The organism is Streptomyces sp. NPDC034670, assembly GCF_055574875.1.
On sequence record NZ_JBVITR010000026.1, the window covers coordinates 3,702 to 17,720 of the forward strand.

At 73.1% G+C, this 14,019-nt stretch carries 12 protein-coding genes; 8 read left to right on the forward strand and 4 right to left on the reverse strand.

The features are described 5' to 3' along the window. Nucleotides 1-211 precede the first annotated feature (211 nt). The 3 genes from ACZ56B_RS18510 to ACZ56B_RS18520 form a co-directional block, all read right to left on the reverse strand. A complete protein-coding gene (locus tag ACZ56B_RS18510) occupies nt 212-1,477 on the reverse strand; it encodes an NAD(P)/FAD-dependent oxidoreductase (protein ID WP_468791132.1) in 1,266 nt (421 codons plus the stop codon). 244 nt (nt 1,478-1,721) lie between these two features. Next, nucleotides 1,722-3,053 carry a deoxyguanosinetriphosphate triphosphohydrolase gene (locus ACZ56B_RS18515; protein ID WP_468791134.1) on the reverse strand — a complete coding sequence of 444 codons (1,332 nt, stop codon included), beginning with the start codon at nt 3,051-3,053 and terminating at the stop codon, nt 1,722-1,724. 70 nt (nt 3,054-3,123) lie between these two features. Further along, the gene (locus ACZ56B_RS18520; RefSeq protein ID WP_468791136.1) at nt 3,124-3,978 is read right to left on the reverse strand and encodes a sirohydrochlorin chelatase; all 855 of its coding nucleotides are present in this window, start codon (nt 3,976-3,978) and stop codon (nt 3,124-3,126) included. 200 nt (nt 3,979-4,178) lie between these two features. On the opposite strand from ACZ56B_RS18520, the gene ACZ56B_RS18525 reads away from it, so the two are divergent. The 4 genes from ACZ56B_RS18525 to ACZ56B_RS18540 all read left to right on the forward strand — a co-directional run bounded on the left by ACZ56B_RS18525 (nt 4,179) and on the right by ACZ56B_RS18540 (nt 8,501). Next, the gene (locus ACZ56B_RS18525; RefSeq protein ID WP_468791138.1) at nt 4,179-6,368 is read left to right on the forward strand and encodes a molybdopterin oxidoreductase family protein; all 2,190 of its coding nucleotides are present in this window, start codon (nt 4,179-4,181) and stop codon (nt 6,366-6,368) included. A 108-nt stretch (nt 6,369-6,476) separates the two neighbouring features. Beyond that, nucleotides 6,477-6,884: a gamma-glutamylcyclotransferase family protein gene (locus tag ACZ56B_RS18530; protein WP_468791140.1), complete on the forward strand. Its 408-nt coding sequence runs from the start codon at nt 6,477-6,479 to the stop codon at nt 6,882-6,884. A gap of 330 nt (nt 6,885-7,214) precedes the next feature. Then, on the forward strand, nt 7,215-7,736 hold the full coding sequence (locus ACZ56B_RS18535; RefSeq protein WP_468791142.1) for a hypothetical protein: 522 nt from the start codon (nt 7,215-7,217) through the stop codon (nt 7,734-7,736). A 114-nt stretch (nt 7,737-7,850) separates the two neighbouring features. After that, nucleotides 7,851-8,501 carry a class F sortase gene (locus ACZ56B_RS18540; protein WP_468791144.1) on the forward strand — a complete coding sequence of 217 codons (651 nt, stop codon included), beginning with the start codon at nt 7,851-7,853 and terminating at the stop codon, nt 8,499-8,501. Here the strand turns inward: ACZ56B_RS18540 and ACZ56B_RS18545 are convergent. Then, nucleotides 8,439-8,795 (reverse strand): winged helix-turn-helix transcriptional regulator, encoded by a 357-nt coding sequence (locus ACZ56B_RS18545; RefSeq protein WP_468791284.1) that lies wholly within the window; start codon nt 8,793-8,795, stop codon nt 8,439-8,441. The genes ACZ56B_RS18540 and ACZ56B_RS18545 overlap by 63 nt on opposite strands. A 404-nt stretch (nt 8,796-9,199) precedes the next feature. Here ACZ56B_RS18545 and fdxA point away from each other — a divergent pair, with 404 nt between their 5' ends. From fdxA to ACZ56B_RS18565, 4 genes are all read left to right on the forward strand, one after another. Continuing rightward, nucleotides 9,200-9,535, forward strand: coding sequence for a ferredoxin (gene fdxA / locus ACZ56B_RS18550; RefSeq protein ID WP_468791146.1), 336 nt, complete (start codon nt 9,200-9,202; stop codon nt 9,533-9,535). Nucleotides 9,536-9,597: 62 nt separating this feature from the next. Then, entirely contained in the window at nt 9,598-11,034 is a 1,437-nt protein-coding gene (amrS, locus tag ACZ56B_RS18555; RefSeq protein WP_468791148.1) for an AmmeMemoRadiSam system radical SAM enzyme, read from the forward strand. Between the two features lie 34 nt (nt 11,035-11,068). Then, entirely contained in the window at nt 11,069-12,574 is a 1,506-nt protein-coding gene (locus ACZ56B_RS18560) for a radical SAM protein (RefSeq protein WP_468791150.1), read from the forward strand. Between the two features lie 68 nt (nt 12,575-12,642). Next, on the forward strand, nt 12,643-13,941 hold the full coding sequence (locus tag ACZ56B_RS18565; protein ID WP_468791152.1) for a coproporphyrinogen-III oxidase family protein: 1,299 nt from the start codon (nt 12,643-12,645) through the stop codon (nt 13,939-13,941). Nucleotides 13,942-14,019 lie beyond the last annotated feature (78 nt).

A 14,019-nucleotide genomic window follows, 5' to 3' on the forward strand; every position in this document is an offset into this window, starting at 1 on the left:
CCGGGGGTCCGGGGGTCACCCCCCGGGAAACACCGCCGGGGGCGCGCGGACACCTCCGGGGAGGGGAGCCGTACCCCGGCCGGGGGTCCGGGGGTCACCCCCCGGGAAACACCGCCGGGGGCGCGCGGACACCTCCGGGGAGGGGAGCCGTACCCCGGCCGGGGGTCCGGGGGTCGCCCCCCGGGAAACACCGCCGGTGGCGCTCCGTCGTTCAGGGGGCGAGGCTCTCGAGCGGGACGTGCGGGTCCGCCAGCGCCTCCGTGTCCACCGCGGCCCGGGAGCGGATCAGCCGCTGGATCGGGTCCGTGACGTCCCACACGTTGACGTTCATGCCGGCCAGTACCCGGTCCTCCTTCACCCAGAACGCGATGAACTCGCGCTTGCCCGCGTCGCCCCGGATCACCACCTGGTCGTAGGAGCCCGGGGGCGCCCAGCCGGAGTACTCCATGCCCAGGTCGTACTGGTCGGTGAAGAAGTACGGCACCCGGTCGTACGGCTCCTGGCGGCCGAGCATCGCGCGGGCCGCCGCCGGTCCCCCGTTGAGGGCGTTGGCCCAGTGCTCCACCCGCAGCCGGGTGCCGAAGAGCGGGTGCGGGAAGGAGGCGACGTCGCCGGCCGCGTGGATGTCGGGATCACAGGTGCGCAGCCGTTCGTCGACGAGGACGCCGCCGCCGTCCGCGGGGTCGGCGAGCTCCAGGCCCGCCGCCTCGGCGAGGGAGGTGCGCGGGACGGCGCCGACGGCGACGAGGACCGCGTGCGCGGGGTGCTCCTCGCCGTCGTCGGTGCGGGCCGCGAGGACCACGCCGTCCTGCCCGGTGATCTCGGTGAGCGAGGCGCCGAAGTGGAAGCGGACGCCGTGCCGGGCGTGCAGGTCGGCGAAGAGCTGGCCCAGCTCGGGGCCGAGGACCGAGTGCAGCGGGGCCGGGCCCCGGTGGACGACGGTGACCTCCGCGCCGTACTCGCGGGCCGCCGCCGCGACCTCCAGGCCGATCCAGCCGGCTCCGGCGATCACCAGGTGGCCGTTGTCGCGGCCGAGGGAGGCCAGGACGCCCTTGAGGCGGTCGGCGTGGGCGAGGCGGCGCAGGTGGTGGACGCCGGCCAGGTCCGTGCCCGGGACGTCGAGGCGGCGGGGCTCGGCGCCGGTGGCCAGCAGCAGCTTGTCGTAGCGGACGGTGGTGCCGTCGTCGCCGAAGCGGACGGTCCTCGCGGCGCGGTCGACGGCGTCGACGGTCTGGCCGAGGTGCAGTTCGACGTCGTGGCGCGCGTACCAGGCGGGCTCGTGCACGAGGGCGCCCTCGCGGGCGTCCTTGCCGAGGAGGTAGCCCTTGGACAGGGGAGGCCGCTCGTAGGGGTGGTCGCGTTCGTCGCAGATCAGTATCACGCGGCCGGTGAAGCCCTCCGTGCGCAGCGTCTCGGCCGCCTTCGCGCCGGCCAGGCCGCCTCCGACGATGACGAATGTCTGGTCCGCGTCGACCACGTGATGCCTCCTGCCGCGGGTCCGGGGTCTCCCCCGGAGAACACTGTGGGTGCCGCCGTCTGCGAGCGTCCCGCACGCAGCGTGATGCGGGAAGGGGTGGTGGCCCGATCAGGCCACGCACGGTCACCTTCAGGCGTGCTCGCGTCCCCCTCGTCTCGTCCGTCCCTGTCTCACCGGTCCCTCGCCGTCCGTCCCCCTCCCCATTCTTCCCTTCCCTCCCCTTTCCCCTCCCTTTTTCCCTCCTTCATCCCTGCCCCGTGAGGCGGGCGTGAAGCGAGCGGGCCGAGACGTCGGTGAGGGACGCGATCTGGTCGACGATCACCCGTTTGCGGGCGCGGTCGTCGCCGGCCCGGTCGAACAGGGTGCGGAACTGCGGGTCCAGCCCGTCGGGGGCGCGGGCGGTGAGCGCCTCGGCCAGTTCGAGGACGACGATCTGCTGGTCGGCGCGGAGCCGCTCCTGCTCGGCGCGCTGCATGACGTACCGGTCGGCGACCGCCTTGAGGACGGCGCACTCCATGCGGACGCTGCGCGGCACGACCAGCTCGGCCCCGTACCGGGTGAGCCGCCCGCCGCCCCACACCTGCCGGGTGGCGCCCTCGGCGGCGAGGCAGAAGCGGCCGATGAGCTGGCTGGTGGCGTCCTTCAGGCGGGCCTGGGCGACGGCGGTGCCGTCGTAGCCGTGCGGCCACCACTCCTGGGCCAGGAGCCGGTCGAGGGCCTCGGCGAGTTCGGCGGGGTCGGTGCCGGCGTCGGCGTACCGGCCGGCGGCGACGGCGAAGACGGCCTCCCGCTCGGGGTCGGCCTGCAGGCAGTTGGGGTCGATGTGGCCGGCGTGCAGGCCGTCCTCCACGTCGTGCACCGAGTAGGCCACGTCGTCGGCCCAGTCCATGACCTGGGCCTCGAAGCAGGCGCGGGTGCCGGGGGCGTCCTTGCGGACCCAGTCGAAGACGGGCCGGTCGTCCTCGTAGACGCCGAACTTCGAGGAGGCCGGGTCGGTGGGGTGGGCGCCCCGGGGCCAGGGGTACTTGGTGGCGGCGTCGAGGACGGCGCGGGTGAGGTTGAGGCCGACGCTGGCGGGTTCGCCGGTGGCCGGGTCGGCCACGAACCGCTTGGGTTCGATGCGGGTGAGCAGGCGCAGCGACTGGGCGTTGCCCTCGAAGCCGCCGCAGTCCTCGGCGAACTCGTTCAGCGCCTGCTCGCCGTTGTGCCCGAAGGGCGGGTGGCCCAGGTCGTGGGAGAGGCAGGCGGCCTCCACGAGGTCGGGGTCGCAGCCGAGGGCGGCGCCGAGCTCGCGGCCGACCTGGGCGCACTCGAGGGAGTGGGTGAGGCGGGTGCGGGGGCTGGTGTCCCAGACCGGGCTGGCCTGCCCGGGGGTGACGACCTGCGTCTTGCCGGCCAGGCGGCGCAGGGCCGCGGAGTGCAGGACGCGCGCGCGATCGCGCTGGAAGGCGGTGCGGCCGGGGCGCTTGTCGGGCTCGGCGGCCCACCGCTCGACGGCCGAGGGGGCGTATCCGGCGGGCAGGACGTGGTGCCCGGGCGGCGGGGTCGGGGGGGTGTCGGATGTGATGCCTTCCATGTGCCGACAGTAGACGCAGCCGCCGGCCCACGGGACGTCGGCGTCCGTTCCCCGCCGGGGCGGGGGCCGGTCACGCCGGGGCGGGGGCCGGTGCGGTGCCCGGCGCGGGAGCCGTCCCCAGCGCCTGGTCGTAGCGGTGCAGGAGGAGGCGGGCCAGCGCCGGGTGGGTGCCCAGGGGGGCGGAGGCGATCCACGGCGCGGCCTCGGCGCACCGGGTGGCGAAGCGGCCGGGGGCGGCGAAGCAGGAGGCGACGGCCACCCGGTGGCGGCCGCGGGCGGCGAGGGCGCGCAGGGCGTCGGGCACGGTGGGGGCGGCGGCGGAGGCGTAGGCGGGGAGGACGGGGACGCCGAGGCGCGCGGCGAGCAGGCGCGCGGTGTGACCGGTGCCGGCCCTCGCCCCGGGGTCGCGGGACCCGGCGGCGGCGAGCACGACCCCGCTCACGCGACGGGTCCCGTCGTCCGTGCGGGTGGGCCAGCCGGCCTCGGTCAGGCGGGCGTGCAGGGCGTCCACGAGCAGCGGGTGCGGACCGAGCGGGGCGGCCGTGCGGGTGTGCAGCCGGGTTCCGGCGGCCATCGCGGGGATGTCCCGCTGGACGTGGTGACCGCGGTTGAACAGCAGCGGGACCAGGACCGCGGCCCCGGCGTCCCGCGCGTCGAGCGCGTCGAGCGTCTCGGGCAGCAGGGGCGCGTTCAGCTCGATGTGGCCGAGGTGCACCGGCAGGCCCGGGCGGAGCGCGCGGACGCGGTCGAGGAGCGCCCGTACGGTGCGCGGGGCGCGCGGGTCGCGGCTGCCGTGGGCCACGACGACGAGGGCGGGCGGGCTCTGGTGGCGCGCGTCCGGCGGGACGGGGCCGGGCCGCCCCGCGGGCCCGGTGCCGGTCCGGTGCGGGAGGCCCGCCGTGCTGCCGAGGTGTGTCGCCGTCATGCACCGATGGTGGGCGCGGCGCGTTGCCCGGCCGTTGCGCGCCGGTGACGGGCGTTTACCGACGGCTCACGGTGCGGGCCGCCGGGGGTGTGAGGCCGTCCGGCCCTCACCGCGCCCCGCGGCCGGCGGGGAGGGCGCCGTACCGGCCGCGTAACCGGGGCCGGCGCGGCGCGTAACACCGGCGGCGCAGGCTGGGCCGCATGCGGAACACCGTGACGCCCACGCACTGCCCCTACTGCGCCCTGCAGTGCGGGATGAACCTGGCGCCCGCGCCGGACGGCACCGTCGAGGTGCGCGAGCGCGCGGACTTCCCGGTGAACCGGGGCGCCCTGTGCGGGAAGGGGCGCACGGCGCCCGCCGTGCTCTCCTCCCGGGTGCGGCTGACCTCGCCGCTGGTGCGTTCCGGGGACGGCGCGCTGGTCCCGGCCTCCTGGGAGGAGGCGCTGGACCGGGTCGCGCGGGGGCTCGGCCGGGTCCGCGCGGCGCACGGGGCGGACGCGGTCGGGGTGTTCGGCGGGGGCGGGCTGACCAACGAGAAGGCGTACGGCCTCGGCAAGTTCGCGCGGGTGGTGCTGGGCACCTCCCAGATCGACTACAACGGCCGTTTCTGCATGTCGTCGGCGGCCGCCGCGGGCACCAGGGCCTTCGGCCTGGACCGCGGGCTGCCCTTCCCGCTGGAGGACGTGCCCAGGACCGGCTGCGTGATCCTGGTCGGGTCGAACCCGGCGGAGACCATGCCGCCGTCCCTGCGGTACTTCACCGAGCTGAGGGAGAACGGCGGCACGCTGGTCGTCGTCGACCCACGCCGCACGAGGACCGCCGAGCAGGCCGACCTGCACCTGGCGCCCCGGCCCGGCACCGACCTCGCGCTGGCCCTCGGCCTGCTGCACCTGGTCGTCGCCGAGGGCCGCACCGACGAGGCGTACATCCGGGAGCGCACCACCGGCTGGGAGGAGGCCCGGGCCGCGGCGATGGCGCACTGGCCGGAGTACGTGGAGCGGATCACGGGGGTGCCCGTCCCCCGGCTCCGGGAGGCCGTACGGCTGTTCTGCGCGCCGGAGGCGGCGATGGTGCTCACCGCCCGCGGCCCCGAGCAGCAGTCCCAGGGCACCGACACGGTGGGCGCGTGGATCAACCTGTGCCTGGCGACGGGGCGGGCGGGCCGGCCGCTGTCCGGGTACGGCTGCCTGACCGGGCAGGGCAACGGGCAGGGCGGGCGCGAACACGGCCAGAAGGCGGACCAGTTGCCCGGCTACCGCAGGCTGACCGATCCGGCGGCGCGCGCGCACGTGGCCGGGGTGTGGGGCGTGGACCCCGACACCCTGCCCGGTCCGGGACGCAGCGCCTACGAGCTGCTGGACGCGCTGGGCACGGACATCCGCGCGCTGCTGCTGATGGGCTCCAACCCGGTGGTGTCGGCGCCCCGCGCGGCGCACGTCGAGGAACGCGTCCGGGCGCTGGACTTCCTGGCGGTGTGCGACGTCGTGCTCTCGGAGACGGCCGCGCTCGCCGACGTCGTCCTGCCGGTGACGCAGTGGGCCGAGGAGACGGGCACCACGACGAACCTCGAGGGCCGGGTGCTGCTGCGCCGCCGGGCCCTCGCCCCTCCCGGGGGCGTCCGCAGCGATCTGGAGGTGCTGCACGGGCTGGCCGCGCGGCTGGGCGGCGAGCGGGGTCTGGAGAAGGGCTTCCCGACCGATCCCGAGGAGGTCTTCGAGGAGCTGCGCCGGGCGAGCGCGGGCGGGCCCGCGGACTACTCGGGGATCACCTACCGCAGGCTGGCGGAGGAGGACGGCGTGTTCTGGCCGTGCCCGTCCCCGGCGGACCACCCGCCGGCCGCCACCGGCGGATCCGGGGACTCCGGGGACTCCGGGGACTCCGGCAGTTCCGGACGCCCCGGGGGCGCCGCGCCCGGCTCCGGCGTCCACCCCGGGACGCCCCGCCTCTTCCTCGACCGGTTCGCCACCGAGGACGGCCGGGCCCGGTTCGCGCCCGTGACGCACCGCGCGATCGCCGAGGAACCCGACGACGAGTACCCCGTGCTGCTGACCACGGGCCGGGTCGTGGCGCAGTACCAGTCCGGCGCCCAGACCCGGCGCGTGGACGAGCTGAACGCCGCCGCGCCCGGCCCGTTCGTGGAGCTGCACCCCCGGCTCGCCGAGCGGCTCGGCGCGGCCGAGGGCGACCCGGTGGCCGTGGTGTCCCGGCGCGGCCGGGCGGTGGCGCCGGCCCGGATCACGACCGCGATCCGCGCCGACACGGTCTTCATGCCCTTCCACTGGGCGGGCGAGGGCCGGGCGAACACCCTCACCAACCCCGCCCTGGACCCGACGTCGCGGATGCCGGGGTTCAAGGCGTGCGCGGTGCGGGTGGAGGCGGTGCGCCCGTAGTCCGCCCCGGGTCCCCCGGTGCCGCGGACGGGGGCGAGAATCGTTTCCGCAAGGCCTCCGCGGCGCGTCCGCGCGGCGGGGCTCCGCCGACCGTCCGCGGGTGAACGAGTGACGCTCCCCTTCTTCGTCTACGGCACGCTCCGCCCCGGCGGGCGCAACCACGGCCGCTTCCTGCGCGGCCGCACGCTGAGCGAGGAACCCGGCCGGCTCCGGGGCGCGGTGCTGTACGAGGGGCCCGGTTACCCGTACGCCGTCGAGGAGCCGGACGGCGTGGTGAGCGGCGAGCTGGTGACCGCGCTGCCGGAGGCGTACGCGGGGCTGCTCGCCGAGCTGGACCGGCTGGAGGGGTACGTGCCGGGCGACCCGCGCAGCCTGTACGAGCGGGTGGCCAGGGAGGTGGTCCGGACCGCCGACGGCACGGCGGTCCGGGCGTGGGTGTACGTCGCCGCGCCCGCCGTCGCCGCCCGGCTGCGGGCGCGGGGGAGGCCGGTCGAGGGCGGGCGGTGGCGGGGATGACGGCCGGACGCGTCCCGCCGGCCGGCGGGACGGCCCGGACCCGCCGCCGGCCCGTCGGATCCGCCGCGGTCACCCGTTCACAGCCGTGTCCCGCACCCTTCGGGCGTCTTCCCGCAGCCCGCCGGGAAGACGCCGGTGACCTGCGGGAACGCCAGGCGCCCGAGACATGCCCGGGCTCCGTCCGACACCCGTTCAGCCGCCGCCCCGACGCTTCCTCGAGAAGCGCTCCGGGCCCGGTGGCACTTACCTCGAAGGGGCAGGGACACGTCCGACTGCGGTGCAGGAAGGTGCCGCGGGCCGTGCTCCCTCCGTGAGCCCGAGGGAGCATCGATGCGACATACCGCCCGGCTGCTGACCGGCACCGCGCTCGCCGTGGCCGCGGGAACGCTCGCCGCGCCCGTGTACGCCGGGGAGGCCGCCGCCCCGCTGGAGGTGTACCCGTCCTCGACCGTCCCGGGCACGCACGTCACGGTGAACACCTCGGCGTGCGGCGACACGGGACCGGCGGACGGTGACGCCACCGCGGTGGGCGCCGGCCGGTTCGCCCTGGCCCCGAGCGCGCACGAGCGGGACGCGATCGGACAGTTCCGGGTGCCGTCGAGCGCGCAGCCGGGGACGTACGAGATCGTCGCGACGTGTGCCGAGAGCGGCCGCCGGGTGACCGGTGACCTGGTGGTCGCGCTGACCTCCGGATCCCCGCAGGTGTACCCCCGGGGAAGTGTGAAGACGGGGATCGGCGGCGCCCTGGGCCCCGATCCCGTGCAGACCGCGGCCGGTGTGGCGGCTCTCGCCGTCGCCGCCGCGGGCGGTACCTGGCTCCTGCATCGCCGGGCGAGAGGCGACGGGATCTGACGGGCACCCTCCGCTGCCCGCCCCCCGGTACCGCAGGTCCCCTCCCCCTCCGGGCCCGACGCCCCTCGCGGCCCGGAGGGGGCACGGGCCGATTCGAGAAGAGGTCAGTCCGCCATGCGCCGCAGGTTCCGCCGGACCGGCAGTCCGGGCAACACGGTCATAGCCGCCGTCACCGTGTGCGCCCTGTGCTCGGGCCTGTGGCTGCTGCGCGACGGGGTCGGGAGGAACGCCCCGCCGCAGCCGTCCGCCGCCCAGGCGCACACCGGCGCCGACGACCGCAGCGGCGGCCGGGCCGCGGCGCCCGCGCTGCCGCCCTCCCCGCCCGACCGCGTCCGCATCCCCGCGATCGACGTGGACGCGCCCCTGACCGGCCTCGGCCTGACGGGGAACGGCGGCCTCGACGTCCCGCCCGCCGACCGGAAGAACCTCGCCGGCTGGTACGAGGCCGGCGTCACCCCCGGCGAGACCGGCACCGCGATCATCGCGGGCCACGTCGACAACGCCGAGGGCCCCGCCGTCTTCTACTCCCTCGGCGCGCTGCGCAAGGGCAGCACCGTCGAGGTGGACCGGCGCGACGGCGGCGTCGCCGTGTTCACGGTGGACGCCGTCGAGGCGTACGACGCGAAGCACTTCCCCGACGCGAAGGTGTACGGCGCGGCGGACCGCCCCGAGCTGCGGGTCATCACCTGCGGCGGCGGCTACTCACGCGCCACCGGGTACCAGGGGAACGTCGTCGTCTACGCGCATCTGACGGGCCGCCGCTGAACCGTCCCCCGTCCCCGCGGCAGGCGCCCCGAGCACGTTCTCCCGCCCCCACGCCCCGAGCGGCTCCAGCGCCGCGTTGAGGGACGTCCCCCGCGGGGTCAGCGAGTACTCGACGCGGGGCGGCACCTCGTCGTACTCCTCGCGGTGCACGATGCCGTCGGCCTCCAGCTCCCGCAGGTGCGCGGCGAGCACCTTCTCGGTGACGCCCGGCAGCGCGCGGCGCAGTTCGCGCGCACGCCCGACGGCGAAGCGCCGCGGGGCCCGCCTAAGAAGGCCGGCCCCCTCACCGGACAGATCGAATTCCTGTGGGCACGGTAATTTCCCCGACCGGCACGGTGATCTCCACGGACCGCGGCACTAGATCAATTCAATGCCGCGGTGGAATGTCCGGGCCGGGCCGAAGGCTCTTTCGGCCATACTGCGGCAGCCTTTTCGATCTCACCGGACCGTCTCACCGCGGGGAGACACAGGTCAGCACCATGAATAGGAAAAGTAAGGCGCACCTTACTCCCAACGAGTTGGCCGATTGTCTGCGCGAACGGCTTCTGGACGTCGGCCAGAACGCCCTACTAAGCTTTGCGGGGCCACGGGCCAGATCGATCATAACACCCCTTCGAATGGCTCGGGATTATTCATCGAACCCTCTTGCGTGGCGCATGTGCACCGCATGCGAACAGGCCGATCGGCATGGGGGAATTATGACCTTCGTCATTGCTGAACCATGCGTGGACGTCAAGGACAAAGCCTGCCTGGACGTATGTCCGGTCGACTGCATCTACGAGGGCGAACGCACCCTTTACATCCAGCCCGACGAATGCATCGACTGCTCGGCCTGTGAACCGGTCTGCCCGGTCGAGGCGATCTACCGGGACACCGACCTCCCGGAGGAATGGCAGGAGTACGAACGCGTCAACGCCGAGTTCTTCACCGCCACGACGGATCTCGGCACCCCCAACGGCGCTTCCGCGGTCGGTCCCACCGCGCTGGACCACGACCACGTCGCCGCTCTGCCCCGGCCGGGCTCCCGCACCTGAAGGGGCCCGGCCGGTCCCCGTCCACACGCTTCCCGCCCACCACCTTCCCGGAAGGACAGCATGTGACGAAGGCGAAATGGAACAGCGAGCCCCACCCCGCCCGGCTGGAGGAACGTCTGGACGACGGTGTCGTCCGATGTCACCTCAGCCCGCGGAACTGCCGGATACGCCCCGGACAGCACGGGTTCTGCATGGTGCGCGCGAACCGCGACGGGCGCCTGGTCACCCTGAACTACGGGCGCTCGGTGCACGCCACCGAGGAAACCATCGAGACCGAGGCCGTGTTCCACTACGCGCCCGGGGCCCGGATCCTGTCCATGGGCAACGTGGGCTGCATGCTCAACTGCGACTACTGCCACAACTGGAAGACCTCGCAGGCGCGTTACGTGGAGGACAAGGACGTCTACCACTACACGCCCGAGGAAGTCGTCGACATCGCCGTCCGGCACGGCATCAAGGTGATCTCCTGGACCTACAACGACCCGGTCGTGTGGCACGAGTTCGTCGTGGAGACCGCCGCCCTCGCCAAGGCGGCGGGCATCGTCAACCTCTACAAGTCCGCCTTCTTCATCAGCGGCGAGGCGATCGAACAGCTCATTCCCGTCATCGACATCTTCTCGGTGTCGATCAAGTCCCTCGACCCGAAGTACTACCGCAAGATCACCAAGGGGTGGCTGGAGCCCGTTCTCGCGGGAACGGAACAGGTCCACCGGGCCGGCAAGCACGTCGAGGTCTCCACGCTGATGGTCACCGACCTCAGCGACGACGAGAAGACGGCCCGCGACATGGCCACCTTCGTCGGTGAGCGACTGGACCCCTCCGTGCCGACGCACTTCGTGCGCTTCCACCCCGACTACAAGATGACGAACACCATCCGCACCCCCGTCGACCGCCTGGAGAAGGCCCGGAAGATCGCCCTCGACATGGGGCTGAAGCACGTCTACCTCGGGAACGTGTACGACACCGAGTCGACCAACACCTGGTGCAGTCGGTGCGGACAGCTCCAGGTCACCCGCTACGGCCTCAACGCCGACCTCGTCGGCGTGGACGGGCGGGGCGACTGCGTCGCCTGCGGCAGCCACGCCGGCATCACGCTCGTGCCGGACGCCCGGCGCCGCGAACGGGTCCAGGACCTTCCGGCCGGCGAGGACCTCGACGTCGCGGGCTTCGACTGGCACGGTGACGTGCGCGCGCTCCACGTCCAGGTGCGCAACACCTCCGAGGCGCCGGCCAGAGCGTACTCCCGCCGCTACGGCGACGCGGCCGCGGACCGGGGCTGGGAGGTCATCGACCTCGCGCCGCGGGAGAGCTTCCGCTACATCGCGGCCAAGAGCACGCCCGACGAGGCCGGTGTGCAGGTGGCCGTCCCGCGGCAGTGCACCTCCAGCCTCCACCAGGTGTTCGACCGCGCTCACTTCCCCACCGTGGAGGCGGCCGCCGGGACACTCAACGAGGACGTCTCTCCGCTGCCCCTGTTCCAGCCCGGCACGCGGCGGTGAACGAGCCCCGCCACGACGGGAGGAGAGGGCTGTCATGAAACACGGGACCGACTACCGCGTGCTGCCGTTCAGCGACGACACCGCCGCCGTCCTCATCACCGGGAACCACCGGCTGCTGCTGGCCCCGGCCGGCACCGCCCGGCGGCTCGAGTCCGGCGTGGACCACCTGCTGCCCGAGGAGCGGCGGGCATGGGACCGCCTGCGGGCCGCCGCCGGCCTCGAGGACGAGGTCAACCGTTCCCGGCTGGCCGGGAGCGCGCTGTCCGACGGGGCCGACTTCGCGGTCAACGTCAACCTGACGAACGTCTGCAACCTCGCCTGCACCTACTGCTTCGCCGAGGGCGGGGACTACGGCCGGATCACCGAGGCGATGGGCGAGCACTCCATCGCCTGGATCTTCGACTTCATCGAGCGCAACGCGGCCCCGGGGCAGCGCGTCCGCTTCGAGTTCTTCGGCGGCGAACCGCTGGCCAACTTCGGCGTGATCCAGAGGATCTGCGAACGCGCGCAGGAGATCGCCGGCCGGGACGGCACGGAGTTCGTGCACCGCATCTCCACCAACCTCACGCTGATGCCCCAGGGGATCGAGGACCTCTTCCGGGCCCACCGCTTCATCGTCTCGGTCTCGATCGACGGCGGTCGTGAGGTGCAGGACGCCAACCGGCCGTCGAAGAACGGCAAGGGGTCCTACGACCGGATCATCCGCAACCTCCGGCGGTTGCGGGAGGCGTGCGGCGACGACATCACCCTGGTCGCGCGGATGACGATCGCCACGGCCGAGCCGTGCCTCAGGGACAGCGTGCTCGACCTGTGGGAGCTGAACCTCTTCGACCACTTCCAGATCTACCCGGGCGTCTACCCGGTGGAGACGGGCACGAAGGTCCCCATCGCGCTCACGCTGGGGGACCGCAAGCTGTCCGAGCCGCGGGGCATCCAGTACATCAACCACTTCCTCCAGCCCGGCATCGTCGAGCAGTTCAAGGACTTCCTCGCCCACTATCCGGAGCTCTTCGCCCCGGGCAACCGCTTCAAGGGGGTGCTGGAGTACGAGCGGACGGTGCAGATGGTCACCGAAGGAGCGACCGCCCTCGCCTTCTGCTCCGGTGGCCGCACGTACTACACGCACTCCCCGGACGGCAGCATCAGCCCGTGCCACCGCCTGGTCGGCGACGAGAGCTTCGACGTGGGCACCGGTGCCGAGGGCATCACCCGGGAACATCCCGAGTGGCGGCGCACCGTGGACGAGCACCCGGTGTGCGGCACGTGCTGGGCGCGCTACCTGTGCGGCGGGGGCTGCCGCCAGGAGAACCACGTGGCCTCCGGGGACGTGAACGACCTCAACGACGAGTCGTGCCAGTACCAGCTGATGCTGGCCGAGGAGGTCATCAAGATGCTGGCCCGGTCCGAGGCCGCATACCGCGGACGGTCCCGGACCCGGTACGACGACCTGTTCGTCTCGTGCGGCCGTCCCGTCGTCCCCAACGGCCGGCCGGCGCTCGACCTCACCGCGGACTACGGGCCCTTCCAGGTGCTCTGCTGATCGTTTCCGACTCACCCGGTCACGCCCCGCGACCACGCCGAGCGCGCACGACAAGGAGCAACAGCCAGATGGCCGAGAAGATCGTCCGCCGCAACATCCACACGTACCCCTTCAAGTACCGCAAGCACGACTACGACGAGTACTTCCGCTTCGAGAACGCGGTGCTGTACCTGCACGTCCCGTTCTGCATCACCAAGTGCGGGTTCTGCGACTACACCGTCTACATCAACAAGAACGAGCAGCACTTCGCACAGTACGTCGATGCGCTGGAGAAGGAGATCCGGGCGTTCGCCGCGAACCGCACGTTCCCGGGGTTCCGGGTGGACGCCGTCTACTTCGGCGGCGGTACGCCGGGAATCCTGACCGGCGACCAGACGGCCCGGCTGCTCGATGTGTGCCGCGAATGCTTCGAATTCAACGAGGGCGTGGAGATCGCCCTCGAATTCGACCCCTCGACGGTCGACGCCGCGAAGGTGGCGCGGATGCGCGAGGCCGGGTTCAACCGGCTCAACCTCGGCGTCCAGGCCTTCGACGACCGGCTGCTGCGGATCTGCAACCGCTCGCACGACCTGGCCACCGCGGAGCGCGCGTACCGGACCATCGTCGACGGCGGCTTCACGCACACCAACATCGACCTCATCTTCCCGCTGCCGGACCAGTCCCTGGACGACTGGAAGCACAGCGTGGACCGGGCGATCGAGCTGGAGCCCGCGTGCATCACGGCCTACGGCCTGGAGATCTGGCCGAAGACGGCCTTCCACTCACTGATCAGGTCCGGGAAGATGGCGCTCCCGACGCCCGAGGACGAGGCGCGCATGTACGAGTACGCCATCGACGCGCTGGAGGCGGCCGGCTTCGAACGGCGCAGCTCGACGGGGTACTACCACCCCGACCGCTGCCCGGACTACTCGCGCTTCCTGGAGTACTACTGGCGCACCTGGCCGATGATCGGGTTCGGCGTGTCGTCGAAGAGCGTGATCCACGACCGCCTCTTCGTGAACGTCAAGCCGCTCAAGCAGTACTACGAGATGGTCGGCGAAGGGAAGATCCCCCTCGATTTCGCCACGTACCTCACCAAGGACCAGGAGATGCGGCGGGTCATGATTCGCGGCCTGAAGATGTGCGAGATCTACCGCCATGACTTCCTGAACCGCTTCGGCGTCACCATGGAGGACGTCTTCGGGAGCGAACTCGAGCAGCTCCTCGACAAGGGATGGCTGGAAAAGAAGGGTGACGACGTGTATTCCCTGACCCGGGCGGGTCAGCTGCTCTCCACGAATGTCTACGAGATGTTCTACGCCCCCGAAGACCTCAGTCCCGCGGAATCCGATGAGGTACGCTTCGGCATATCCGAGCTGGTCGAGTGAGCTGATCGACGGGGTGTGCCGCGAGGAGGCGGGGGAATTGCCGAGGAGTCTCTCACCGGAAATCGGGCGGGCCGTCGC